Origin of the sequence: Comamonas terrae, assembly GCF_001544075.1 — a bacterium.
Lineage (GTDB): Bacteria > Pseudomonadota > Gammaproteobacteria > Burkholderiales > Burkholderiaceae_C > Comamonas > Comamonas terrae.
Genome location: NZ_BCNT01000003.1, coordinates 294,282 through 318,737, shown reverse-complemented (window position 1 = coordinate 318,737; position 24,456 = coordinate 294,282). Strand labels below are relative to the sequence as shown.

Here is a 24,456-nt window from a genome sequence, read left to right as displayed (position 1 = left end):
GCCGGAGGCACCCGAGCATGCCATAGTCCGGCGCTTTCTGCTGCGGGTGCCGGCGTGGCCTGTCAGTTGGCGTACGGGATCCAGGCATCGCTGCCGGACTTGAGCAGATATTGCCCCTGTTCGTCGCGCATGACGACCACGTCGGCGTTCTCGGCGACAAAGCGTGTTCCCTGAAGCTGGGTGACGCGTTCGGCCAGCGGCTGGGCTCCGGGCCGATAGGGGCTGTCCTGCATCAGGCTGTTGACCAGGGTGAAGAGGTCGAAATAGCTCGTGGGCTTGCTGACGATGAGCGGGCTTGCCGGAGAGGAAGGCCCTGCTTCGCCGCCACTGGATGCGGCACGGGGCATGCCGATCAGCTTGATGGCCGTGGGAACCAGCGTCACCCGGGGACCGGGAATCTCGCGCATGCCCGAGATCTGCATCTTGTCGCCGCGCAGGGAGGCTCCATGCTCGGGTACCAGCATCAGCAGCACCGGACGTCCGCTCGCCTCCAGGAGGCTGATGAAGCGGTCAAAATCGGACAGCAGCTGTGTCAGACGGGGCTTGTAGGTCTGCAGGCTGTTGCGCGAGGCGATGCCCGGAACACGGTTGCCGTCGTGCAGCGTGATGGTGTTGTAGTACAGGGCCACGGGCTCGGTGCCGCGGCTTTGGCGGTCCTTCCACCACTGCGACAGCAGGGCGAGATCGCTGTAGACGGGAGATCCGTCGAAGCTTTGCATGGCTTCGGGCGCACCCTGGTTCTTCTCCATCTTGCCCGCGAAGCCGCCGCGCTCCTGCAGCGACTGCGCAAAGCCGTCGAATACGCCGTTGTGGTTGAGCAGGGCGCTGGTATGGTAGCCGGCCTGCTCCAGGCTGGGAAACACGTTGCAGGCAGCATCGGTGCCTTCGTAGAGCGCCTTGTGCGGCATCTGGCCGCAGCTGCCGTGCAGCACGCGCAGCTGGGCCGGCCCGCTGTAGCTGGCCGCGCTGTTGAACTGGGTGAAGACGGCGTCGAAGCGCTGCAGCAGCGGCGTGTCGCGCAGACCTTCGAATTCCATGTCGTCCCATGCCAGCGAGCACACATGCAGCAGGACGATGTCGAAGGGAGGCGTATTTCCTGCCGCGGCGAAGTTCAGCCGCCGCTGGTGTTCGCTGGCGTAGAAGTTGCTGAGCAGGGCGTCTGGCGTGGCAGGCGCTGCAGCCATGTCGCCGGGTTGGGCATTGTCCCGGGCCTGGGCCAGCACGGGTTTGGCCGGGCCTTGCTGCAGTCGGGCGGCAAGCGGTACGCTGAGGATGGCCAGCAGGGCAAAGGTGGCAAACCGGATACGCCACGCCAGCACGCTGTAGAGCACCAGCAGCACAAGAGCGACCAGCAAGGCCTGCAGCGGCACGACGCGCTGGACAAGCTCCAGCATGTAGCCGGCACTGAAGCCGGAGAGGGCGGAGATCTGCGACAGCACCCGCGAGATAGGCGGGAAATGGCTGTCGTAGTACAGCAGGGCGATGCCGGCGGCCACGGCTGCAGCCAGGCGCAAGTTCTTCCACAGCCGGGTCTGCACCGGCCAGAACACCACGGCAGCCAGCAGCAGATTGGGGAGCCAGTGCAGGTCCAGATACCCGGCGTAATGCAGGCCGACTTTGGCCAGAAAGTAGAAACTCCAGTAGCTCATGGCATGCTCTTCAATGACGTAAAAAGGGACTGCCGGGCATTGCGCAGCTCTGCATTCAAGGAATGCCAGAATTTCCGGTAGCCGTGCAGGCCCAGTGCGCCCAGCTCGTACAGACCCTGCATGGGCTTGTCGGTATCGTGCTCGTCGCTCCACTCGCGCCATGCCGCGGGACGGGCAAACGTGCATTGCACCAGTTGTATCTGCTGGGGCTTGGACAGCGTGCCGAATTCCAGGCCCACGGCTCCGCTGGCATGGCAGGCAATGACACGCGCGGGAAAGACGCATTCGCGCTCTTCGAACCACAGGCCCACATCCAGGCTGCTGCCCGCCTCCAGGGCCAGCCCCGAGGGGGCCTGAAGGCCCAGGCCCGACATCGAAAAATCGGTACAGCTGGCGCTCAGCACATGGCCCGTGGGCAGGTACAGTGTGGCCGGCAGGTCGGAGGCCACGCGGTGCATGCGGCGCACCTGCTTGGACTCGGTGGCCACGCCCAGCGCCGTGCCGAGCATGAAGATGCTGTAGGCCGTCCAGACCATGTTGAGCAGCACGGTCAGCGGCTCGTCGGAGTTGGCATATGCCAGGCGCCAGACACCGGCAAAGAAGGCCGCGATGTTGAGCAGCACCAGCACCATGTAGGGCCGGGAGATGGCCCAGTCGAAATAGGTGTGCGTGACCAGCCCGCCCTTGGCGGTGACGTTGAACTTGCCGTGGCGCGGCGAGAGCAGGGCCACCGTGGTGGGCAGGGCGATGTACCAGGCCAGCACGGTCTCGTAGACCTCGGCCCAGAACGTATGGCGGAATTTCCCCTGCACATGGGCATTGGCGATATTGGTCTGCAGTATGTACGGCAGCACGTAGAGCATCAGCAGCAGGGCATTGGTGTTGATGATGTGCAGCTCGAAGAACAGATAGGCCATGGGGGCCGTGAGGAACACCAGCCGCGGCAGCCCGAAGAAGAAGTGCAGCATGGCATTGGCGTAGCAGATGCGCTGCCACAGGCTCAGCCCGGCCTTGAGGAAGGGGTTGTCGAGGCGGAAGATCTGCGCCATGCCGCGCGCCCAGCGGATGCGCTGGCCGATATGGGCGGACAGGCTCTCGGTGGCCAGTCCCGCGGCCTGGGTTTCGTTGATATAGGCGGTGTTGTAGCCCTTGGCGTGCAGCTTGAGCGCGGTATGGGCGTCTTCGGTCACGGTTTCCACGGCGATGCCGCCCACTTCCATCAGCGGGCCTCGGCGCAGAACCGCGCAGGAGCCGCAGAAGAAGGTGGCATTCCAGAAGTCGTTGCCGTCCTGGATCAGCCCATAGAACAGCGCGCCTTCGTTGGGTATGCGCCGGAAGGTGCCCAGGTTGCGTTCGAAAGGGTCGGGCGAGAAGAAGTGGTGCGGGGTCTGCAGCATGGCGCACAGCGGATCGCGCTGGAACCAGCCACCGGCGGTCTTGAGGAAGCTGCGCGTGGGAATGTGGTCGCAGTCGAAGATGGCGACGAGTTCTCCGTCGGTTTGCGCGAGGGCATGGTTGAGATTGCCCGCCTTGGCATGCCGGTTGTCCGTGCGGCAGATGTAGCCCACGCCCAGTTGGTTGGCGAAGTCGCGGAATTCATCGCGGCGACCGTCGTCCAGGATGTAGACCTTGAGCTTGTCCTCGGGCCAGTCCAGCGCCATGGCGGCCAGCACCGTGGGCCTGACCACGCTCAGGGGTTCGTTGTAGGTGGGAATGAAGACGTCCACCGTGGGCCAGGACGACGGCGGCCCGGACAGCGGGGCGGGCTTGCGCTGCAGCGGCCAGGCCGTCTGTATGAAGCCCAGGATGACGATCAGCCAGGTGTAGGCTTCGGCGGCCAGCAGGCCATAGCCGAGAGCCGCTTCCAGCGCGCTGTCGAACTGCAGCGTATTGTTCATGCGCCACCAGGCATAGCGTCCCATGGCCATCAGGCTCAGCGTGGACAGGGCCAGCGACGGAAAGCGCCCGGGCAGCTTGCGCAGGACCAGGGACAGCAGCCAGATGACGGTCAGGAACAACAGCTGCCCGGCCCAGCTCAGCGGCGTGGTCATGACCACCGCCGTGACGGCGGCGCCTGCCCCCAGCACGGCCCAGCGCATGCCCGGAATGGCGAACAGCGGATGCAGCAGGGTGTCGGCCTGGCGGCCGAAGGCGTCCGAATCGATGCGCGCTGCCACGCGCTCGGCACCGCGCATGGCCATGCGTATGGGCCAGGACAGGAGCAGCAGCAGCGGGCGCAGCAGCAGCCACACGCCGCCCCACATCCAGGCCAGGGCCTGGAGCATGGGCCGCAGCACCGCGGCCAGCAGGTTTTCCAGGCGCATGCCGTCCTGGCGGCCCGAGGGATCGGGGCGCAGGAACAGGGCCAGCAGCCACTGCTGCGGCGAAGCACCGGGGGCCAGCTGCAGCTGGCGTGCCAGCCATCGCAGCGGATCGGGCACCTGTGCGGCCGTCAGGGGCAGCCAGGCCTGTGTGCGGCGGGGCAGCACGAACAGCCGCCTGGCCCACGAGGACCACCGCGCAGGCTGCTCCACGTGCAGCTGATTGGCCAGCCAGAGGGCGCTGAAGTGCAGAGGATTCATGGCGGATCCTGGGGCAGCAAGCCAAGGTCTGACAGCAACCGGAAAGCCAGCCCCTGGAAGTCGTGGGCGGACTGTGCCTGGGGCATGCTCTGGTGCACGCACAGGCCTTGCGACAGGGCTTCGCAGATGGCCTCGTCGTCGTGAATGAGATCCAGCAGCAGGGCATTGCCCCATTGCTGGCGCAGGCGCTCCAGCGCGGCCTGCTGGGACGGGCGGCGCGGCGCATAGCGGTTCACGACCAGCCGCAGCCGCGCCCCAGGCGCCAGGCATTGCTGCAGGGCCTGCACGGCCGGCTGCGCCTGCAGGGCGCGCTCGGAGGCGTCGAGCACCACAACCGCCAGATCGGCTGCCTGCAAGGCCTGCCGGCCCAGGGGTGTGCAGGGCGAAGGCGCATCCATGACCGCCAGGGCAGAGGAGGGCATGTCCAGGGCCTGGAGGTTTTCAGCCAGCCAGCCGGGGTGCCGCAGCCAGTGCGCCTGCAGGCGGCTGCAAGCCTCATCATCGAGGTGGCCGTGCGGCAGGTATTGCAGCCCGGCGGAATTGGCCATGGCGGCCCGGCCCCACCATTGGTTGTGCAGCAGCGCATGGCTCCAGCCTTGCGCTGCGCAGGAAGGCAAGCCCAGATGGCGGCCCAGCATGTTGCCCGGGCTCAGGTCCAGCGCCAGGCAGACGCTGCCGCGCTGCGCAGCCAGAGCCGCCACGTGGGCTGCCAGCGTGGTGCAGCCAGCTCCTCCGAGGGGGGAAAGAAAGACGAGACGTTGCATGGGACTTAGCCTTTGCCGGTATGGCGCGCCGACGGCGCCGGCGGATAGGGCTGAAGGTAGCGGGGGCGATACCACCGGCGCAGCAGCTTGCTGGCGGATTCGGCGCGCCCGAGCAGCCACAGCGCTGCGGCGATGGCAATGCCTGCGGCGATACCGGTGAAGAAAAGATAGGACGACATGGCGTGTTCCTAGGCGTCGTGGGGCTGTGCCGGCCGCCTGGCAATGGGACGGCTGCTCATGGCGGGGGCGTGTGGAACGGTGGCAGCCGGCTGCGCGATGCGGGGCAGGGCCGCCGGCTGCCGGGCGGCCTCGTGCGGCTGCAGGGACGTTTGCCCCTTGCCTGCGGAAACCGGTGCCGCCACGGCCGTGTAGTCGGGCAGCCCGGCTTCGGCGGCGGATTGAAGCCGATCCAGCAACTGCAGCATTCCTTCATGGCTGCTTTCCGAGATCTGGGAACTGAACAGCTGTGCCAGCGGTTGGCGGAAAAGGCGCGGCAGGGCGGTGTCGACGTCCGATTCCCCGCAGGCGAACAGGAAGACGTAGATGGAATCCTGGTCCGCGGTGATCAGGTCGCCATCGCGTGAAGGTCGATACGCCGCGATTGCCTGGACATGCGAGGCATGGCTGAGCAGCCGCAGCCGGATCAGGCTGTGGCTCAGGCCGATGGCCTGGGTCTTGCGCAGCATGCCCCGCGTCAGCGCACAGAAAAGCTCGGGCCGCTGGTAGCCGAGCTCCGGTACCGGCATGAAGGCATGAAGGGCCTGCTCGTAGTTTTCTGGCACCTGGCGCGAGAAACGCTGGGACTGCAGTTCCTTGAGACGCTGCAGCAGCCGGGAAAAATTGAGTTCGCGGTAGATGACGTCGTTGGCGCCCAGGCGCAGCAGCGCCTGCTCGCTGTTCAGGCGCAGCTTGCCTTGGGTTTCCCTGACGACGATCTTGAGCGTCTGCGGATGGGTGCACCGCAGCCGGTGCACCAGCCGTGCCAGGGCCTCGAATTCGACGCTGCTGCCGGCGTCCAGCAGCACCGTGGCACCGATGGCATGTTGCACGGCTTCGGGGATGAGCTCCCTGGTTTCAATCACGTGCCAGGCCGCGGGCGGCTGGCGCTGATCTGCCACAGCAGCCTGCGTGGCGTAGATTTCCAGTTCGTCGGGCGTATGGACGAGCTGCGCTGCGGCGCCCTGCATGACCACGCCGTTGGCGCGCATGCGCTGGGCGGGTTCCTTTCCCGCCAGCCACTGCAGGCCCAGCCGGGTGTCGAAGATTGCGCCATGCGCGCTGTTCCAGCGCTCCAGATACAGCGAAAGGCCATTGGCATCCTGCTCGAGAAAGGCGCAATACGCAAAGGCATGGGCAAAGCTGCTCAGCATGCCCCGCACTTCGTCGTCAGGAGCCTCGAAGCACAGTATCACCGGTGCCTTGCGCAGGGCGGCCCACTGGTGGAGCTGGCCGGCAAAGCGGTGAATGCGCTCCAGGGAAGCGCCGGTGAACAGCGGGGAGGCATCGAGCACGCACAGCGCCTGCCGTGCACCCAGGCCCGCGCGTTTGAGATCCTTGCGCAAGGCAGCAAAGCCGGTTTCCTGCAATTGCCTCTGGGCGGCCTCGGGCAATATCCAGGCCTCGATCCGGTCGGCTGTGGCGGCCTGCGTGCCCAGCAGGCGGTCGAGCAGGGGCGCATCAGGAGCGACCAGCATGGTGGGAAAGGCCTGACACAGGTCCTGGACCAGATGCCGGCGCCAGTTCTCGAAAGCCGGGCCGGGTGGGCCCGCCAGTGCAATCACGCCATGGTGCGGCAGCTGTCCCATGCCGTCCGGCAGGCCGTCGATACCCAGGCCCATGGGTGGTAGGGCTGCACGATTGCTGGAAAGATCCGTAATCTGTTGCATGTCAGAAGCTCGAATAGGGCTGTACGGGGCGGGGCCGGTTCGCGAGCGGTGCCGTCACGGGATCGAACAGGAAGCGCGCGTAGAGCATCAGGCTGGTGGGCGCGTAGTATGCCGAGCGGTCCATTTCGAACTGCGCCCCCAGGGCCAGGTTGGAAGTGAGCTGGTGCTCGAGGACCGCGCGCAGCGACCTGCCGAAGCCCGTGCTGCTGCCCCCTGCATAGACGGCCGACCGGCCCAGCGCATAGGCCTGGGCTTGCAGCTGCGGGTCGGTGGGGAAATAGTCCGTAGGATTGCTGGAGCTGCGGGAATAGGACACCGAAGCGCGCAGCAGCCAGGTCCAACGGCCTTCGCGGCCGCTCCATTGCAGCGGCAGGGAGATGGAGGCATAGCGCTGGGGGCTGTAGTAGCCGCCATGGCCCCAGCTGTACTCGGACAGGTCGCGCGCATAGCCCCAGAAGGATAGTGCGGCACCCAAATTGACGACCTGGCTGGGCGTGCGCCAGATGTCGCGATCCAGCGCGGCGCGCAGCTGCCAGCGGGTGTTGCTGCGCACGTTCTTGCCGGTCAGGGCCGCGTAGTTGCCGCTGAGCGAAGCAGCAAAGCCGCCCACATCGGTGGAGGCGCGTGCGGACACGCCCGTGGCGACCACGCCGCCCCAGGTCTGGCCGGTGATGGGATCGTGTGCTCCGCCATAGGAAAGAAGGCTGCCGGTTAGCGGGCGGCGCGACACCTCTACCCGGTAGCCGATATCGCGCCAGTCGCCGGTATGGGCAATGCCGCCGACCACATTGGTGACGGGCATGCCTGCGCCGGTCGTGCCTATGTCCCATTGCCAGCGGTCGGCCTGATAGCCGAAGCCGACGTTGTACCCGTCTGCCTTGGAATGCGCGCCCGTGGTCGGATACCGGGCCGAGGGCCAGGCTGCCACCTGGCCGTAGCTCAGCGCGTCGTCGGCGTTTCCGGGCAGGGCGCCGGCATCGAGATGGACCTGGTCCACGTGCAGGAAATAGAGGCCGTCGTAGCCGCGCGGGAACCATGCCACGGCGGGGCGCTCCCAACCATGCAGGGAGGAGATGCCGTCGGTGGAGGACTTGCGCAGTCCCGTCTGGCCGACTTCGACCCAGCTCTGGCGGCGTCCCTCTATGGATGCGATGTCCGACTCGATCTTGGCCACGGAATCGGGCAGGGCGATGCTGTCCGCAGGCAGGCTGCGGCGTTCCAGGGCCAGTGCGTCGCGGTAGGAAGACAGGGCCTGGGCATACCGGCTTTCCGAGCGTTCCAGGCGCGCGCTGTGCAGCAGCACTTCGGTGTCGTCCGGGTTGACGGCCTGCAACGATGCCAGCAAGGCCCTGGCCTGCTCCGGCTGGCCGGCCCGCTGCCACAGTCGAACCAGTGCGAGCTGACGGTAGGGCTCCTGGCCGGCTGCGCGCTGCTGCGCCCATTGCGCTTCCGATCGGGCGGCCTCAAGCTGGTGCATGCGTGCAAGCGCATTGCCGCGCCCTATGTGCAGGTCGTAGCTGTCAGGCGTGTCCTTGAGGGCGATGTCGAACTGCTCGAGCGCCGCGGCGTTTTCGTTGGCCGCAAGCATCAGGCGGGCGCGGGCGGCGCTGCGCTGGGCCTGCGTGGTCCGGCCCTGGTGCAAGGGGGAGGTTGCAAGCCGCCGGGCCTGCGCCGGGCGGGCCTGTGCCATGGCCAGATCCACCTGCCGTTCCAGGTAATCGGCCTGTATGCCCAGCAGGTCCGCATCTTGCTCGGCCGTCCAGTCCTTTCGTGCCAGGAGCTGCGGCAGAAGGGACTGCAGCCGGCTGTCCTCGGCTGCGCGGCCGAGCAACTGCGCCTGGCGCAACCGATCGGCAGGCTCGGGAGCCGGCAGCCTGGCCATGCGGCGGTCAAAGACGGCCACGGCTTCCTGCGGCCGGTTCATGCGGAACCAGGCACTGGAGACCGCATACAGCAGGTCGCTGTCGTTGCCTGCCGCTCGTTCGGCCGCATCCAGCCGGGCCCGGGCCAGGGCGGGATCGCGCGCGGTCTGGGCGATGTAGGCATGGATCTGTGCACTGTTGCGCAGATTGCGCATGGATTCGCTGTACGCGGCCTCGGGGATCTGCCGCATGTCGAACAGCGCGCCTTCGTCGTCATTGACGGCACTGCGAATCAGGGCCCGTGCATAGCGCATGTCCGGTTCTGCAGGGGCGAGGGCGATGCCCGCATCCATGACCTGCAGCGCCGATGCGGGCTGCTGCATGCGCAGATAGGTGCGTGCGAGCCGGTGCCTGAGCCAGGGATCGGCAGGCGTGAGCTTCAGGGCCTGCTCCTGAAGGCCCAGCGCCTTGCTGAGCTGGCCGGCCTCAAGCGCCGTATTGGCTTCGCGGTCGAGCACACGGGCCTGCACGGGCTGCAGGTCCCGGGCCAGACCGGGCTGCTGCTGCGCGGTCTGTTCGAGCAGCTGGCGTGCGCGCTCGGGGTGACCCTGGGTGGCATAGAGATCGGCCAGAGCGGTCAGGGCCGGAACATTGCCGGGACTGCTCCGCAGGGCCTGCCGGTAATAGGCTTCGGCGCCGGCAGCATCCTGCCGGCGGGCCTTGATTTCTCCGGCCAGCATCAATGCCTGCAGATTGTCGGGCTGCTGCTGCAGGGCTTGCTGCGACAACTGCTGCGCTGCCGCCAGATCATCGGCCTGCAGCGCGGCTTCGGCGGCGCGCAGATGGGCCCAGAACTGAGCCGTGGCGCGCAGGTCCCGCCATTTGCCCTGGCGGTCTATGGCGTAGGCTTGGTCCAGCAGGGGCAGCGCTTCGGCATGGCGGCCCTGGCGCATGCGCAGCAGGCCCTTGCTGCCCAGTGCCTGCGCATCGCGCGGCCTGCGCTGGAGCACTTCGTCGAAGCTGCGTTCGGCCTGCTCCAGCTCACCCTTGTCCAGCGCGGCCAATCCAGCCCTGAGCGCGACGCTGGCGGGATCGCGCGCGGCCTGCGCTTGCTGATCCCGGGGAGGGCCGGACTGGGGTGACACTCTGTCCGTGGCCGGGTCGGTGCGTGCAGCGTTGGGGGCAGCAGGCTGTGCCCCGTTCTGGGCGTTCGCCGGCTGCGCCGAGGACTCGGGGTCGCCACCGATGATCTGATAGTACTCGCGCATCAGGCTGCCGGTCTGCGGCGGGCCTGCCGGAAAGAGCTGCCGGGCAATGGCCGCGGCTTCGGCCTTGCGCCCGGCGCGGGCCATGAGCCGCATCTGCGCCAATTGCTGCTTGCCCGGGCCGTATGCGTTGATCAACGCGGCAAGGTCGCGGGCCGACTGGCTTGACGGATGGATGCTCTGCAGGCGGGCGAGAATGCTTTGCGCTTCCTGGGTCTTGCCCTCCTGCAAGGCAATGTCCCCCAGCGCGGCCAAACCCTGGGGCGAACGTGGATTGATGCTCAGCAGCTTTTCTATCGACTGGCGGGCCAGGTCGGCGCGCTGGCGGCCGCTCCACATCTGGGCCGTGCGCAGCAGCTCGGCCTCCACGGCCTCGCTGGCGCCGGACTGCGCCATGGAAGAGGTACAGCACAGCAGCGCGGCGATTGCGATGGCGCCCAGCGGCTGGTATGTGCAAGCGAAAGGATTCATGGTCGGGAGGTCCACTTGGGCTGGAGTTCGCCAAGCCTGCCAAAACGGTATTGCTGCTGCATCCAGCCGAGCCCGAACAGGGCCAGGCATTGTTCGTAATACGCCGTGGGCCGCAGGGGCTGCTCTTGCAGATGGGTCTGCTGGGCACGCACGGCCTCCTCGTCGCCCTGCGCACTCAGAAATGGCAGCATGGCGGCACTGAAGCCGCCGGGCGCGGTGCCCGTGCTCTCGCCGCTCATGGGGTCTATGCGCTCGGGGGGGCGACCGGTGTCATGCACCAGCCTGGCCATGGGGCGCAGCGCCGCAAGGACCTGCGCGCGCGATGCGGCCTCGGGGTGCAGCATGCCGGCCCAGAGATAAACACGGATGGCGTTGTAGGCACCCTGTGCCTTGTCCTTGTCCGGGTCCTTCAGAAAACCTTGCTTGGCGTCGTAGATCACCCAGTCGGGCGCGATGCCCTTGGGCGCCGAGTCCACGATGAGCCTGAGGGAGCTGGCCTGCAGTGCCTTCCAGCGGGGCTGCTGGGGCAGGGCCTGGGCCAGCCGGTCCAGCACCTGCAGCGGCACATAGCTGGGGTTGAGGCGCCATCGGCCCTCGCCCAGCTTGAAGCCCTGGGGGCCGGGCAGCAGCGTGAGGCCCAGGCCCGGCAGGTCTTCGGTTTCCTTGTCCAGCAGCAGCGCGCCCATGACCGAAGCCATGGCGCGATAGCGCCGGTCGTTCCACAGCCGTCCCGCCTCCGCCAGAAGGTAGACGATCCACAGGTCGGCATCGGAGGCTGCATTGGTATCCAGCGGCCCCCAGCTGCCATCCGGCTTCTGTCCCCAGAGCCAGGCAGGCAGTGCGGTGCTCAGGTCGCCGGCGCACAGGTTGTTTTCCGTCCATTGCAGCAGCAGCTCGAAGGCCGGCCGGTCATTGGCCGCCAGCGCAAAGAACAGGGCATAGGCCTGACCCTCGGAGTAGGTCTGGCCGCCTTTTTCATCGTCGGAGACGATGCGCCCGTCCCGGGTCATGAAGCTGCGCTTGAACTGCTCCCACATCGGCCAGGGTGTCGTGGCCGCCCGGGCCGGGCGCGCCGCCAGACCGGTCAGCGGCCCGGCCACAGTCAGGCTGGCCGCCGACAGCAGCCAGCTGCGGCGCTTGAGCCGCCGCTCAAACATTGTTCCTGCCGGCAAGCCGGCGGGCAGCCAGGGAGCGCAGCGCCCCGTAAACCAGGAAAGTGAGCAGCAGGCCCGTGGCGATACCGGCCAATGCCAGGGCCAGGGGGTGGTTGTGCAGATGGAACCACATGCGCTGCCACCAGGGCAGGTCGCCCACGTAATAGACAGGATTCACACGGAAGCTCTCCACCTGCTCGGCACGCAGAAAGCTCAGGTCGCCGCGCATGGCGCTGATCTTGGTTGAATCGCTGAGGCCTCTGGAGATATGGCCCATGGCGACATCGTCGCTGGCTGTGAGGCCCACGATGCTGCGGCCCTTGTGCAGCGGGGATTCGAAACCCACGATGGCCGCCAGCGGGCCTTCACCCTCCAGCGTGGCCAGTCCGGTGGTGGCGGGCGTGGGGGCGTCTGCAGCGTGCTGGAACAATTCGCTCAGCGAGCCGATGGCGCGTTCGAGCAAATGGGTGGTGCGCTTGCCGGCTGAAATCAGGGTCGGGATATCCTGAGACCACTTCTGCAGCAGGCCGTCCTTGTCGCCGGCGGAGACCAGCAGAATGTCCGTATCGCGCGCCTTTTCGATCTGGTCCGCATTCAGCAGGCTGAAGCGTACGCCTGCAAGACCGGTCGCGGCACTCATGCGTGCCACGGCCGTCAGGTAGGCCTCGGCGTCGGCTGCAGTGGGATGGTTGGGCAGGACAACGGATGTCTGGCTCAGATCGGCGTATTTGGTGAACGGATAGCCGCTATTGGCATAGGCCGCAAGATTGGGCATGGGCAGGTAGTGCCTGAAGCCTCTGAAGTCAATGCTGGATTCCGGGTCGATGGCGGCACGCAGCTCCGTCGGCTGGGTGGAGCGGCAACGGCCCAGATCGGCCGCCGGCAGCTGGAAGCCCAGCTGGAGCTGGTTGTCTCCACCGACGAGGAAGGACGGAATGCGGAAGTCCGAGCTGGTCTGGGTGCTGCCGTCCTCGAACAGAGGCAGCATGATGGTGCTTCTGCCGCTCTTGTCGTCATCCGCAGCTTGCAAGGGATAGGCTTTGATGAACTGATCGTTGATGGAAAGGCTGAGCGAGCCATGCTGCGAGACCGAGTTCGGCGTGTAGCGATAGTTGAGCTGCAGGGGGACGCCCCTGCCTTTCCAGGAGAACAGATCCGGCGCCATGCGCGCGGGAATGTTGATGGTGTTGTTGAGCGCGTAGCCCCGCAGCTGGAGATCCGAAGGGTTGTCCACCAGTTCGGAAAGAAGAACCGGCCGCTTGGTGGTCAGCCAGCGCGGCGCATCATAGGCCTTGCGCTTTTCGGGGTACTCCAGCTTGGTCACCTGCATGCTGCTGCCGGTCAATGCAGCCTTGCCCAGGGCCAGTGCATCGGCGGCCTGCTGCAGCTGTGCATCGTCCTTGCCCTGCACGACCAGCAGCTTGACGGTCGGATGCTCGGGGTGCGACATCATGGTCAGCGTGGGCTGCGTGACGGCGGGCTGTTCCTTGAGGAAGTCGGGGCGGTGTTCGTTGGTCGCGAACACGATCGCATGGCGTTGCGGCAACTGATTCTCGAAAATCGGGAAGCGGTTGCCGCGATAGCCTGCAAGCATGCCCAGCCAGCTGGCTACAGAGCCGGCCGCCCTGAGCTGGCCCATGTCGCCGGCATTGGCCACAACGATTGGAACATTGACGGTCTGGTTGTCCCGGGTATCGAAAAACGGGGCTGGCAAGAGCGCCAGGTCATTGCTGAGGGGAAGCTGGCGCAACTTGAGGCTAAGCTGGCTCTCGTTGCTGATGGCGGCCCACAGGCTGGTGTGGTTGGGCATCTCGCAGTCCATCGTGTAATGACCGATGAACTGGAAGCGCAGCCTGTTGTAGTCAGTGAAAAGGCGGGCATCAATGGGCAGTTCCACATGCTGTGGTGTTCCCAGTTGTTCCTTGGTCAACGAGACCGTTTGCAGCAGTTCCTCGTTGAGAAGAATCTTGATATGCGACAGAGAAGGAATCAGTGCAGGAGACAGCGTAAAGGTCAGTCGCAGGAGCGCGGACTCCACCAGCTCGTCACGGCGAATGCTGATATTGACATTGCCCTCGCTCTCCACGCCGCGCAGCATCATGGAGCTGCCCTGTCCCAGCTGCCGGAAGGTGGGCTCCAGCTCTCTGAGAGGAAGATTGGCTAAAGGACTTGCGGCCGATGACGGTGCGGCAGGCGGCAACTCTTGTGCAACGCTGACTGGCGAAGGCGCCAGCAGCGTCAGGCTCGCTGTAACCAGGGCCCACTGAGGAAGAATAGATTTCTTTTTTGTCTTGGACACGCCATCTCCTCTGCGTAATTCGTTGGAAGGGAGTGCGTTATGCGTGCTTCCCCCATTGCGAAGGGTGTCATTCTGATGGATTTTCGATAGTTTTACATTAACGGTTAATCTTTAACATTAATTTTCACAATCGTTGTTGCGGATCAACCAGGAAAAAGCAAAAGCCCGCTGTCCAAAGGAACAGCGGGCTTGACGTTTTTGGTGGGCCCTGAAGGATTCGAACCTTCGACCAACGGATTAAGAGTCCGCTGCTCTACCAACTGAGCTAAGAGCCCGCCGGCGTGAAACCGGGGAGTGGATCCGGCATGTGTCGGATCGGTGAATTTTTGGTGGGCCCTGAAGGATTCGAACCTTCGACCAACGGATTAAGAGTCCGCTGCTCTACCAACTGAGCTAAGAGCCCGCCGGTGTGAAACCGGGGTGTGGATCAGGCGTGTGCCGGATCGGTGAATTCTGGTGGGCCCTGAAGGATTCGAACCTTCGACCAACGGATTAAGAGTCCGCTGCTCTACCAACTGAGCTAAGAGCCCCACAAGATGCCTGCTGTGCAAGCGAGACCGCAATTATGCGCTAATTTTTACCCGCTTGCAGGCAAACCCTGATTTTTTCCTGAATTTTTTTGCCGCCGTATCGCCAAAAGCCTGCGGCTCCTGGGCTCTGCAGTGGCGCATCGGCGAGCCCGTGTTGCGGGCAGGTAAGGTTGATTTACTGCATGCCGTTGCGCTGTGCGAGCTCGACGAAGAGGCCGGCCTGGTCCAGGTCGGCCAGGCCGTGCTCCACGCCGTCGGCATACAGGCGCTCGAACAGCGCCGTGATGGGCGCCTGGAAGTCCAGTTCCCGGGCCGTGGCCATGGCGTTGCGCATGTCCTTGAGCTGCACCGTCATGCGGCCGCGCGGCGCGAAGTCGCGCTGCACCATGCGCTCGCCATGCACCTGCAGAATGCGGCTGTCGGCAAAGCCGCCCGAGATGGCCTCGCGCACCTTGGCCGGGTCGGCGCCGCCACGCTCGGCCAGCAGCAGGGCTTCGGCCACGGCGCCGATGGTGATGCCCACGATCATCTGGTTGGCCAGCTTGGCCAGCTGGCCCGCGCCGTGCGGCCCCACGCGCGTGGCGCGGCCGAGGGCGGCGAACACGGGCAGGGCGCGCGCGAAGTCGGTCTCGTCGCCGCCGGCCATGATGGCCAGCGTGCCGGCCTCGGCGCCCAGCGTGCCGCCGGAGACGGGGGCATCCAGGTGCTGCACGCCCAGCGCCTGCAGCCTGGCGGCATGCTCGCGCGCCTCGCGCGGCTGGATGGAGGCCATGTCGATGAACAGCGAGCCCCTGGGCATGGCTTCGGCCACGCCCAGATTGAACAGCACGTCGCCCACGATGGCGCCGTTTTCGAGCAGGCTCACGGCAAAGTCCACGCCGCGCACGGCGTCGGCGGCGCTGTCGTGGACGGTGGCGCCGTCGGCGGCCAGCGGCTCGGCCTTGGCGCGCGTGCGGTTCCAGGCGTGGACTTCGTGGCCGGCCCGGGCCAGGCGGCGCGCCATGGGCAGGCCCATCATGCCGGTGCCCAGGACGGCGATCTTCAGACGTGTGCTCATTTCTTTTTGCTCCTTGGAGTCGTTCTTGAATGCTAAGGCCTGGCGGCGTGGGCAATCGCCGGCTGGCGAACAGATCAGTTGTGCATGCGGTGGCTCCAATCGCGGCGCTGCACAAACAGCAAGGGCAGCCGAAGCTGCCCTTGATGCTTTTTTTGGGAGGTTCACCTTCGCGCCGGTGAGTGCGCTGCGGTTTACATCAGCAGATGCTCGCCCTGGTTGTCGCCGCCCAGGATCACGTAGTTGACCTTGCGGATGTCCATGAGCTTCTTGCCGCCCGAGTAGCTGATGGAGGATTGCACGTCCTGCTGCATCTCGGTCAGCGTGTCGGCCAGCTTGCCCTTGACGGGTTCCAGGATGCGCTTGCCTTCCACGTGCTTGTACTCGCCCTTGTTGAAGTCCGAGGCCGAGCCGTAATACTCCTTGAACAGCTCGCCATCGACCTCCACGGTCTTGCCGGGCGATTCCTCGTGGCCGGCGAACAGGGAGCCGACCATGACCATGGTGGCGCCGAAGCGCACGCTCTTGGCGATGTCGCCGTGGCTGCGAATGCCGCCGTCGGCGATGATGGGCTTGGTGGCCACGCGGGCGCACCACTTGAGGGCCGACAGCTGCCAGCCGCCCGTGCCGAAGCCGGTCTTGAGCTTGGTGATGCAGACCTTGCCGGGGCCGATGCCGACCTTGGTCGCGTCCGCGCCCCAGTTTTCCAGGTCGATCACGGCCTCGGGTGTTCCCACGTTGCCGGCGATCACGAAGGCCGCGGGAATCTTGGCCTTCAGGTACTGGATCATGTTCTTCACGCTGTCGGCATGGCCGTGGGCGATGTCGATGGTGATGTATTCGGGGCAGATGCCTTCGGCCACGAAGCGGTCCACCGTGTCGTAGTCGGGCTGCTTCACGCCCAGGGAGATCGAGGCGAACAGGCCCCGGCTCTGCATGTCCTTGGTGAAAGCCACGTTGTCGATGTCGAAACGGTGCATCACGTAGAAGAAACCGTTTTGTGCCAAGAAGGCGCAGATCTTCTCGTCCACCACCGTCTTCATGTTGGCGGGCACGACGGGCAGCTTGAAGGTCCGGTTGCCCAGCTCCACGCTGGTGTCACATTCCGAGCGGCTTTCCACGCGGCACTTGCGGGGCAGCAGAAGAATGTTGTCGTAGTCGAAGATTTCCATTTGATTCCAAGCTCCATAAGAGGTTGCAGCGAACTATTTCGCGGCAATGGGGCGCTTGGCTTGGAGACCGGTCTTCCGGCCCGGCAGGAAGTTGCGGGCAAAAAAAACCGGACCGCAAGAAACTTGGGCCCGGTGATTGATTGTATACGCCCTCGGGGGCCGGCGCGTAGTGCCCAGGGCTTATGGGGTTATACCGAAAACCGCAGCCATCGGGCAGGAAGGGGTGCTTCCATAGTCATAGCTTTTGCCGCTTGGGAGACATGGGTTTCGATGTGAATCAGCCGAGAAAATTCCGTGTGACATGCGCCAAGTGCTATTGTTTTTGAATCGAGACCCGCATTGCCATGCCCGGCCCGAAGTGCATGCGGGCATTTCTACAATGCTGTCCTATGTTCCCGATCGATCTGCTTGATGCCGCGCCCGAGGGCTCGCCGCACCCCTCTTCCTCGCCCCTGCTGGCCCACCTCAATCCGGAGCAGCTGGCGGCGGTGACCCTGCCGGCCGGCCATGCGCTGATCCTGGCCGGCGCCGGCTCGGGCAAGACCCGCGTGCTGACCACGCGCATCGCCTGGCTGCTGCAGACCGGGCAGGCCACGCCGGGCTCCATCCTGGCCGTGACCTTCACCAACAAGGCGGCCAAGGAAATGCTGGCGCGCCTGTCGGCCATGCTGCCCTACAACGTGCGCGGCATGTGGATAGGCACTTTTCACGGCCTGTGCAACCGCCTGCTGCGCGCGCACCACCAGGCCGCCAGGCTGCCGCAGGCCTTCCAGATCCTGGACACGCAGGACCAGCTGTCGGCCATCAAGCGCCTGTGCAAGCAGTTCAACGTGGACGACGAGCGCTTTCCGCCCAAGCAGCTGATGTATTTCATCGCCGGCTGCAAGGAAGAGGGCATGCGTCCCGGCGACGTGGTGGCCAGCGACCCGGACACGCGCAAGAAGGTGGAGATCTACCAGCTCTACGAGGAGCAGTGCCAGCGCGAGGGCGTGGTGGACTTCGGCGAGCTGATGCTGCGCTCCTTCGAGCTGCTGCGCGACGACGAGCACCTGCGCCACCACTACCAGCGGCGTTTCCAGCACATTCTGGTGGACGAATTCCAGGACACGAACAAGCTGCAGTACCAGTGGCTCAAGCAGCTGGCCGGCAACGAGGTCGGCGGCCGCTATGTGTCCGGCTCCAGCGTGATCGCCGTGGGCGACGACGACCAGAGCATCTACGCGTTCCGCGGTGCGCGCGTGGGCAACATGGCCGACTTCATCCGCGAGTTCGATGTGCGCCAGCAGATCAAGCTGGAGCAGAACTACCGCAGCTACAGCAACATCCTGGACTGCGCCAACGCGCTGATCAGCCACAACAGCAACCGCCTGGGCAAGAACCTGCGCACCGCGCAGGGGCCGGGCGAGCCGGTGCGCATCTACGAGGCGCCCTCGGACCTGGCCGAGGCCTCGTGGATGGTGGACGAGATCAAGCAGCTCGTGAAGAACGACGGCTATGCGCGCCAGGAAATCGCCGTGCTCTACCGCAGCAATGCGCAAAGCCGGGCCATCGAATCGGCACTGTTCAATGCCGCCATCCCCTACCGCGTGTACGGCGGCCTGCGCTTTTTCGAGCGGGCCGAAATCAAGCATGCGCTGGCTTATCTGCGCCTGCTGGAGAACCCGCATGACGACACCAGCTTTCTGCGCGTGGTGAACTTTCCGCCGCGCGGCATCGGCGCTCGCACCATCGAAGTCCTGCAGGACACGGCGCGCAGCAGCGGCACGTCGCTGAGCGATGCCGTCACGGCCGTGGGCGGCGCCGCCGGCACCAAGCTGCAGGGCTTCGTGGCCAAAATCGACGTGCTGCGCGAGCAGACGCAGGGCAAGACGCTGCGCGAGATCATCGAGACCGTGGAAGAGGAAAGCGGCCTGCTCGAGCACTACCGCAACGAAAAGGAAGGCGCGGACCGCATCGAGAACCTGCAGGAGCTGGTGACCGCAGCCGAGAGCTTCGTGACGCAGGAAGGATTTGGCCGTGACGCGATCGCGCTGCCCCTGGACGAGCAGCAGAATGCGCGGCCCGGGCAGGACCTGACCCAGAGCCCGGCCAGCCAGGGCCTGGACCCGGACGCACCGCTGCTCGATGAGCCGCTCAGGCCGCCGGCAGGCACGGCCGCGGCCATGGTCAATGCGGATACGGGCGAGACCCTGTCGCCGCTGGCGGCCTTTCTGACCCATGCCGCGCTGGAAGCCGGCGACAACCAGGCCCAGGCCGGACAGGATGCGGTGCAGCTGATGACCGTGCATGCCTCCAAGGGACTGGAATTCGACGCCGTCTTCATCGGCGGCATGGAGGAGGGCCTGTTTCCGCACGAGAACGCCATGATGGACCGCGGCGGCCTGGAGGAAGAGCGGCGCCTGGCCTATGTGGCCATCACGCGGGCGCGCAAGCGCCTGTATCTGAGCCATTCGCAAACGCGCATGCTGCATGGCCAGACGCGCTACAACGTCAAGAGCCGCTTCTTCGACGAGCTGCCCGAGGAGGCGCTCAAGTGGATCACGCCGAGACAGGGAGGCTTTGGTACGTTTGCTCCCCATTCAGGTGCATATGGCGCTTATGGATCAAGGGCTTCCGGCCAGTTGGGCTCGAATTCCGGCTGGGCCGGCAAGCCGGACGTGTTTGCCAGCCCGCCCGTGCCGCCGCGCAAGGCCGAGCCTTCGCACGGCCTGAAGGCCGGCATGAACGTGTTCCACAACAAGTTCGGCGAAGGCAAGGTGCTGGCGCTGGAGGGCACGGGCGACGATGCGCGCGCCCAGGTCAGCTTCGGCCGCCACGGCACGAAGTGGCTGGCGCTGTCCATCGCCAAGCTCACCATCGTGGAGTGAGTCCCGCAGCCCTGAGCGTCGCCCATTGAAAAAGCCGCCTCTCGGAGGCGGCTTTTTTAGGAGGCGCAGGCCGGCTTACTTGGCGGCCAGCTTGATCTGCGTCGGGGTGGCCGTGATGTAGCCGACGGTGGCAGCCACCTTGTTCTTGTAGTTGCTGTTGATCTGGGCATCGACCGCGTCCCTGACGGCCTGCACGGTGGCGTCGGTGTATTCGCCCGCGTGCTGGAAGCTGCTGAGGATGTAGGTCCAGCCGTTCAGGTCCTCCACGCCGTGCAGGCCGGTGGATTCGGCGCCGGCCGGGCAGGAGAGCACGCGCTCGAGCTTGCCGCTGTCCACGTTGTAGCCCCACATGAAGTTGTTGACGTGCTGGCCGCTGTCCTCGCCGATGAACAGCGTGCGCAGCTTTTCGGAGAACTTGAGGTTGTCGGGCTGCGAGATCTTGCCCGGGGCGTCGGTGTTGCCCAGGCTGTCGGGTGCGGCCAGAGGCTCGCCGGCCAGCAGCAGGCTGGTCTGGGTCGGCACCCATTCGCTGTCGATGGCGGCCCCCGTGTCGTCCTTCTGGCCACCGCCCAGCTTGTGCTGCAGCACGTAACCGGCCGTGCTCTTGGCAAAGCCCGCGAGGCTGGCCACCGGCACGGAGCCGGCAGGTGCGTTGAGCGGCAGCTCCTTGTTGTGGGTGCTGCTGGCCACAAAGGTGCTGGTGCTGCCGGACACGGCCGAGTAGGCGATCTTGTCCTTGGCGTTGACCGTCGTGCCTTCGAGCTTGTTGAACACCAGGCTGCCGCCTTTCAGCGCAGCGTAGCGGTGGGTCTCGAGGAAGGCCGCCGCCTTTTCCTGGCCGGGCTTGAGCCTGACCCAGGCGCTCTTGCCGCTGAGCTTGATCTCGGTGAAGCTGGCGTCGTTCGGGTTGGTCGTGGTCGAGGCGAAGATGCCGTTCTCCTTGAAGCCGGCCGCATTGGTCGTCACCGTGGTCAGGGCGGTGTCGTTGGCCAGCGCCTTGATTTCGTCGCTGGTGGCATGGCCGAGCCTGATCCACTGGATCTTGCCCGCACTGGTTTCATTGAGCGCCGTGACGTATTTGGCGACATAGAGCGTGCCCGACGAGAGGTCGCCGGCCTTGTCGGCCACGAACATGAACAGGCCGCCGTTGTTGGAGTCGTCGCCGCCCAGCACGGTGCGCTGGTCGGGGAACACCTGCACCAGCTCGCGCGAGTAGCGGCCCAGGTTGTAGTACTTCCTGAAGTCGGCCGTGCCGTCGGCCTTGACGGTGACTTCGGGCAGGTGGCCGTACCAGTAGGGATTGGCATTGGCGTTGCCGAAGGCATTCTGGCTGAAGGCCTTGAGCACCGACAGTTTCTGGTTGTCGCCCTGGTCGAAGGCGTCGGGATGGTATTCCTCGCTGGACAGGTGGGTACCCCAGGGCGAGAGGCTGCCGCCGCAGGGAATCCACAGGCCGTGCGCGTCGTTGGCGAAGGTGTTCACATTGTGGTAGCTCTTGAGCGTGAGCTTGCCGGTGGCGGCATCCTGGTTGAGCGTCAGCACGGCAATGGGCGAGGGCAGCATGCCGTAGGCGTTGGAGTTGTACTCGTACTGCACCACGGCATGGACCGTGTTGGCCGGCGCGCCGGCGACTTTCAGCAGGGAGGAGCCGTCCACGCAGTCGGAGAAGACCTGGCCGGCCTTGGTCCATTCGGCGGGAGCGCTGGCCTTGCTGTAGCCGTCCAGCGTGGCTGCCGTGCCGTCGGCGGCCTTGATGGTGGTGATGGGGTTGCCGCTGGCATCGAAGTAGCCGCCCGCGACGATCTTGCCGCCGCCGGTCTTGTCGACGCTGTCGCCCGTGTTGAAGAAGCCCTGGTAGCCCAGCACATATTCGTGCTGGCTCTGGTCGTCGAAATTCACTGTCAGCCTGGAGCCCACGCTCATCGTGGCCATGGCCTGGGGATTGCCGAGGGCGGGTGCGGCCATGCCCGTGAAGGTGGCCGAGACATAGTTGGGCTTGGCCGCAGGCGGCTGCACGGACGTGCTGTTGTCATCGCCGCCGCAGGCCGCAAGCAGCGTGGAGGCGGATACTGCGGAGCCGAGGGGCAGCAGGGGCGCGCCGGACAGGAATTGCAGGGCTTTGCGGCGGCTGAGCAGGGTATGGGACATGGATGGGCGTCGTGGCGTTGTAGATGTGATCGGCACGCTTCGAAGGTGCCGCGAGACTGCATGCACGCAAGGCACTCCTGGCGGAGTCCTCGGGCGGGCGCCATGAATGCTAGGAATCGCGCATGTCACGCCGGTTACCGTTGCATGACGGATTGGTGACATGGCGGCTGCGCTTTGCGGCGGCGCCCGGAATGAAAAAGCCCCCGCATCCTTCGATCGGGGGCTGGGGGGCGGGATGGGGCGTGGCCTACGGGATCTGCAGGTCGGCCACTTCGTCGGGCGGGCTGAAGCAGTCCCGGAAGGTGAAGACGATGGAGGTGAAGAACATGGCCGCCAGCATCATGGCCGTGGCGACCATGATGCCGCCCGCCACGCTGCCGATCAGCGCGGCCAGGATGCCGGTCACGATGGCCAGCGCCATGCCGAAGGCCACGAACACGGCCGCCCAGCCCAGGCCGAATGCGACGAAGGCGCCGATATTGCGCACGCAGGCGACCCAGCTGAAGAACAGGGCCTTGGCAGGCGCAATGCCATGCCAGTGCACCAGGCCGGGCGCATGCCAGAACAGCATGGACAGCGGCAGGTACAGGCCCATGCTCAGCCACATGGCCGACTGGAACTCGGGAAGCTCGGCGATCTCGCGCGTCATGGGTGCGGCACCCATGTAGACGCTGGCGAACGTGCCGCCGTCGACGAGGCTGGAGACGCCGATGATGAGCAGAAAGCCGGCGGCATACAGGCCGCCGAGGACCAGCATGGAATGCAGGTGCTGCTGGCCCGAGCGGAAGGCCACCAGCAGCAGCGCCGGCGTGGGCTTGCGGCCGTGGGCGGCTTCGGAGGCCGCGACCATCATGGCCAGCGTGGCCGAGGGCAGCATGGCCAGCGCGATGACCGGGCCGATCAGCGGCAGGATGGTGACCAGGGACATGCTGGCCATGGCAAGAAAGAACAGGGCGGCAAGGGCCAGCGGCTGGCTCCTGAAGGTGCGCAGGCCCAGCTGAACCCACTGCAAGCCAGTGCGGGCAGGAACGATTTGGAGTTTCATGGAGACGGCAGAGGCGCCATTCGGCGGCGCATTCGACAGTTGGCAAAAGCCATGTGGATCACTGTACCTGAGAACCGCGCCACGGGGCCAAGAAAAGCCCCGTGCAGTGGCAGCAGGCCGGGCAGCGGGCGCGGCGCGGCCTTGGCAGCACCTTCAGGCCGGCGCGACCGGATGGGCGATGCGCTGGCCGAGCACGCGCTCGAAATGGGTCGGGTCGTGCGGCGTCAGCAGGGCAGCTTCGCGCGGCAGGTAGAAGTCCCACAGGCGCGAGATCCAGAAACGCAGGGCACCGGCCCGCAACTGGGCATTGAACAGCTCGCGCTCGGCGGCCGTGAGCGGGCGCACGGCCTGGTAGGCGTCGAGCATGGCCGTGGCGCGCGGTGCATCGTGCGCACCTGTTGCGTGATCGATACACCAATCGTTGAGGCAGACGGCCAGATCGAACAGCCAGGTGTCCACGCCGGCGAAGTAGAAGTCGAAAAAGCCGGTCAGGTGTTCGCCGTCGAACATGACGTTGTCGCGGAACAGATCGGCGTGCACGGGGCCGCGCGGCAGCGCCGCGTAGGTGGAAGAGGCGGCCACATGGTTCTGGTAGGCCAGCTCCGCGCGCAGCATGGCGGCGGCCTGCTCATCCAGGTGGGGCAGCACCACGGGCACGGTCTCGTTCCACCAGGGCAGGGCGCGCAGATTGGGCTGCTGGCGCTCATAGCTCTGCCCGGCCAGGTGCATGCGCGCCAGCATGTCGCCCACGGCTGCGCAGTGCACGGGCTGGGGCGCGAGCTGGCTCTTGCCTTCGAGCTTGTTGACAATGGCGGCCGGCTTGCCGCAGACCTTGAGCAGGATGTCGCCGCTGCGCGTCTCGGCCTGCGGGTCCGGCACCGGGATGCCGGCCTGCGCCAGGTGCTTCATCAGGTACAGGTAGAACGGCAGCTGCTCGGCGTCCAGGCGCTCGAACAGCGTCAGTACGTACTCGCCCTGGTCCGTGGTCAGGAAGTAGTTGGTGTTCTCAATCCCGCCCTGTATGCCGCGCAGTTCCTTGAGCGAACCAAGGGAGAGGCGGCGCAGCAGGTCGCGTGCATCCTTTTCAGAGACTTCGGTGAAAACGGCCATGATGGGAAAGCCGCCGGCCATGCAGGCCGGCAGGAGGGAACAGGTTCAATATGCAACAGGGCAGTGCCTGGAGCACTGCCCTGTCATGCGGGAAAACGGTATGCGCGGCTTCAGAACTTGATGACGTTCCAGACCCGGGTGCCGGTCGTGTCATTGGTGTCGCTGCGGCTGCGGCTGGAGCGGGCGCCGTCGTTGGATTGCACCTCGTAGGAGGGCATTTCGCCCACCTTGGGCTGCACCGTGATGCTCTGGGTCTGCCCGCCCACGCGGGTTTCGTCGACACGGCTGCCGGCATCCTCCACGTGGATGCGCTCGATCCGCTGGTTGCGCTTGCCGGGCGCCGCCGAATTGTCCTGGGTGTCCTGGCCGGCGCCCGCGGGCGGGCGGGCCTGTCCAGCCGCAGGGCTGGCCGGGGAGACGGGGACTGGGTCCTGGGCCAGTGCGAAGCCGCAGGCCAGACTCAGGGCAATGAAAAGGGATGGTGCGCGCATGGCCCGATTGTAGGGCGTGTTCGGGCCGGTCCGGCGTCAGCGCCCGGCGTCTCGTGGGCGGCGGCCGGGCCTACGTGCGAGCCCGGCTGTTTTTGGCGCCGGGCGCG

General features: G+C 66.0%; 15 protein-coding genes and 3 tRNA genes. 1 reads left to right on the top strand and 17 read right to left on the bottom strand.

Annotation, left to right across the window (positions count from 1 at the left end; translation table 11 throughout):
• Positions 1–62 precede the first annotated feature (62 nt).
• The 13 genes from bcsG to Cte04_RS04705 form a co-directional block, all read right to left on the bottom strand.
• A complete protein-coding gene (bcsG, locus tag Cte04_RS04765) occupies positions 63–1,649 on the bottom strand; it encodes a cellulose biosynthesis protein BcsG (protein ID WP_066472872.1) in 1,587 nt (528 codons plus the stop codon).
• Positions 1,646–4,231: a UDP-forming cellulose synthase catalytic subunit gene (gene bcsA, locus Cte04_RS04760; RefSeq protein ID WP_083526507.1), complete on the bottom strand. Its 2,586-nt coding sequence runs from the start codon at positions 4,229–4,231 to the stop codon at positions 1,646–1,648. The genes bcsG and bcsA overlap by 4 nt, the downstream gene beginning before the upstream one ends.
• Positions 4,228–4,995 (bottom strand): cellulose biosynthesis protein BcsQ, encoded by a 768-nt coding sequence (gene bcsQ / locus Cte04_RS04755; RefSeq protein WP_083526506.1) that lies wholly within the window; start codon positions 4,993–4,995, stop codon positions 4,228–4,230. The genes bcsA and bcsQ overlap by 4 nt, the downstream gene beginning before the upstream one ends.
• A gap of 5 nt (positions 4,996–5,000) precedes the next feature.
• Entirely contained in the window at positions 5,001–5,174 is a 174-nt protein-coding gene (locus Cte04_RS04750) for a hypothetical protein (RefSeq protein ID WP_157081840.1), read from the bottom strand.
• Positions 5,175–5,183: 9 nt separating this feature from the next.
• Positions 5,184–6,881, bottom strand: coding sequence for a BcsE family c-di-GMP-binding protein (locus Cte04_RS04745; protein ID WP_083526505.1), 1,698 nt, complete (start codon positions 6,879–6,881; stop codon positions 5,184–5,186).
• A 1-nt stretch (position 6,882) separates the two neighbouring features.
• On the bottom strand, positions 6,883–10,479 hold the full coding sequence (locus Cte04_RS04740; protein WP_066472867.1) for a cellulose synthase subunit BcsC-related outer membrane protein: 3,597 nt from the start codon (positions 10,477–10,479) through the stop codon (positions 6,883–6,885).
• Positions 10,476–11,636 carry a cellulose synthase complex periplasmic endoglucanase BcsZ gene (bcsZ, locus tag Cte04_RS04735; protein ID WP_066472865.1) on the bottom strand — a complete coding sequence of 387 codons (1,161 nt, stop codon included), beginning with the start codon at positions 11,634–11,636 and terminating at the stop codon, positions 10,476–10,478. Before bcsZ ends, Cte04_RS04740 begins: the two co-directional genes overlap by 4 nt.
• Positions 11,629–13,932, bottom strand: a complete 2,304-nt coding sequence (bcsB, locus tag Cte04_RS04730; RefSeq protein WP_281178757.1) for a cellulose biosynthesis cyclic di-GMP-binding regulatory protein BcsB — start codon at positions 13,930–13,932, stop codon at positions 11,629–11,631. Before bcsB ends, bcsZ begins: the two co-directional genes overlap by 8 nt.
• Positions 13,933–14,131: 199 nt before the next feature.
• Positions 14,132–14,207 (bottom strand) — tRNA-Lys (locus Cte04_RS04725).
• A gap of 52 nt (positions 14,208–14,259) precedes the next feature.
• Positions 14,260–14,335 (bottom strand) — tRNA-Lys (locus tag Cte04_RS04720).
• A gap of 51 nt (positions 14,336–14,386) precedes the next feature.
• Positions 14,387–14,462, bottom strand: a tRNA-Lys gene (locus Cte04_RS04715).
• Positions 14,463–14,637: 175 nt separating this feature from the next.
• On the bottom strand, positions 14,638–15,519 hold the full coding sequence (locus tag Cte04_RS04710; protein WP_066472859.1) for an NAD(P)-dependent oxidoreductase: 882 nt from the start codon (positions 15,517–15,519) through the stop codon (positions 14,638–14,640).
• Between the two features lie 191 nt (positions 15,520–15,710).
• Complete coding sequence (locus Cte04_RS04705; RefSeq protein WP_066472855.1) at positions 15,711–16,688, bottom strand: GMP reductase; 978 nt, start codon at positions 16,686–16,688, stop codon at positions 15,711–15,713.
• Positions 16,689–17,077: 389 nt separating this feature from the next.
• On the opposite strand from Cte04_RS04705, the gene Cte04_RS04700 reads away from it, so the two are divergent.
• The gene (locus tag Cte04_RS04700) at positions 17,078–19,555 is read left to right on the top strand and encodes a UvrD-helicase domain-containing protein (protein WP_066472852.1); all 2,478 of its coding nucleotides are present in this window, start codon (positions 17,078–17,080) and stop codon (positions 19,553–19,555) included.
• A 75-nt stretch (positions 19,556–19,630) separates the two neighbouring features.
• On the opposite strand, the gene Cte04_RS04695 is transcribed toward Cte04_RS04700, so the two are convergent.
• From Cte04_RS04695 to Cte04_RS04680, 4 genes are all read right to left on the bottom strand, one after another.
• On the bottom strand, positions 19,631–21,703 hold the full coding sequence (locus tag Cte04_RS04695) for a PhoX family protein (RefSeq protein WP_066472849.1): 2,073 nt from the start codon (positions 21,701–21,703) through the stop codon (positions 19,631–19,633).
• A 247-nt stretch (positions 21,704–21,950) separates the two neighbouring features.
• A complete protein-coding gene (locus tag Cte04_RS04690) occupies positions 21,951–22,748 on the bottom strand; it encodes a BPSS1780 family membrane protein (protein ID WP_066472847.1) in 798 nt (265 codons plus the stop codon).
• Positions 22,749–22,901: 153 nt separating this feature from the next.
• Complete coding sequence (locus Cte04_RS04685) at positions 22,902–23,858, bottom strand: homoserine kinase (RefSeq protein WP_066473982.1); 957 nt, start codon at positions 23,856–23,858, stop codon at positions 22,902–22,904.
• 110 nt (positions 23,859–23,968) lie between these two features.
• On the bottom strand, positions 23,969–24,349 hold the full coding sequence (locus tag Cte04_RS04680) for a lysozyme family protein (protein WP_066472844.1): 381 nt from the start codon (positions 24,347–24,349) through the stop codon (positions 23,969–23,971).
• Positions 24,350–24,456: the final 107 nt, after the last annotated feature.

Bases quoted from the DNA above. Each gene is read 5' to 3' on its own strand.
- Cte04_RS04685 (WP_066473982.1), bottom strand. From the start codon at position 23,858: ATGGCCGTTTTCACCGAAGTCTCTGAAAAGGATGCACGCGACCTGCTG.
- Cte04_RS04700 (WP_066472852.1), top strand. From the start codon at position 17,078: ATGTTCCCGATCGATCTGCTTGATGCCGCGCCCGAGGGCTCGCCGCAC.
- Cte04_RS04745 (WP_083526505.1), bottom strand. From the start codon at position 6,881: ATGCAACAGATTACGGATCTTTCCAGCAATCGTGCAGCCCTACCACCC.
- Cte04_RS04695 (WP_066472849.1), bottom strand. From the start codon at position 21,703: ATGTCCCATACCCTGCTCAGCCGCCGCAAAGCCCTGCAATTCCTGTCC.
- Cte04_RS04710 (WP_066472859.1), bottom strand. From the start codon at position 15,519: ATGAGCACACGTCTGAAGATCGCCGTCCTGGGCACCGGCATGATGGGC.
- Cte04_RS04690 (WP_066472847.1), bottom strand. From the start codon at position 22,748: ATGAAACTCCAAATCGTTCCTGCCCGCACTGGCTTGCAGTGGGTTCAG.
- bcsZ (WP_066472865.1), bottom strand. From the start codon at position 11,636: ATGTTTGAGCGGCGGCTCAAGCGCCGCAGCTGGCTGCTGTCGGCGGCC.
- Cte04_RS04750 (WP_157081840.1), bottom strand. From the start codon at position 5,174: ATGTCGTCCTATCTTTTCTTCACCGGTATCGCCGCAGGCATTGCCATC.
- Cte04_RS04680 (WP_066472844.1), bottom strand. From the start codon at position 24,349: ATGCGCGCACCATCCCTTTTCATTGCCCTGAGTCTGGCCTGCGGCTTC.
- bcsQ (WP_083526506.1), bottom strand. From the start codon at position 4,995: ATGCAACGTCTCGTCTTTCTTTCCCCCCTCGGAGGAGCTGGCTGCACC.
- bcsA (WP_083526507.1), bottom strand. From the start codon at position 4,231: ATGAATCCTCTGCACTTCAGCGCCCTCTGGCTGGCCAATCAGCTGCAC.
- Cte04_RS04740 (WP_066472867.1), bottom strand. From the start codon at position 10,479: ATGAATCCTTTCGCTTGCACATACCAGCCGCTGGGCGCCATCGCAATC.
- bcsG (WP_066472872.1), bottom strand. From the start codon at position 1,649: ATGAGCTACTGGAGTTTCTACTTTCTGGCCAAAGTCGGCCTGCATTAC.
- Cte04_RS04705 (WP_066472855.1), bottom strand. From the start codon at position 16,688: ATGGAAATCTTCGACTACGACAACATTCTTCTGCTGCCCCGCAAGTGC.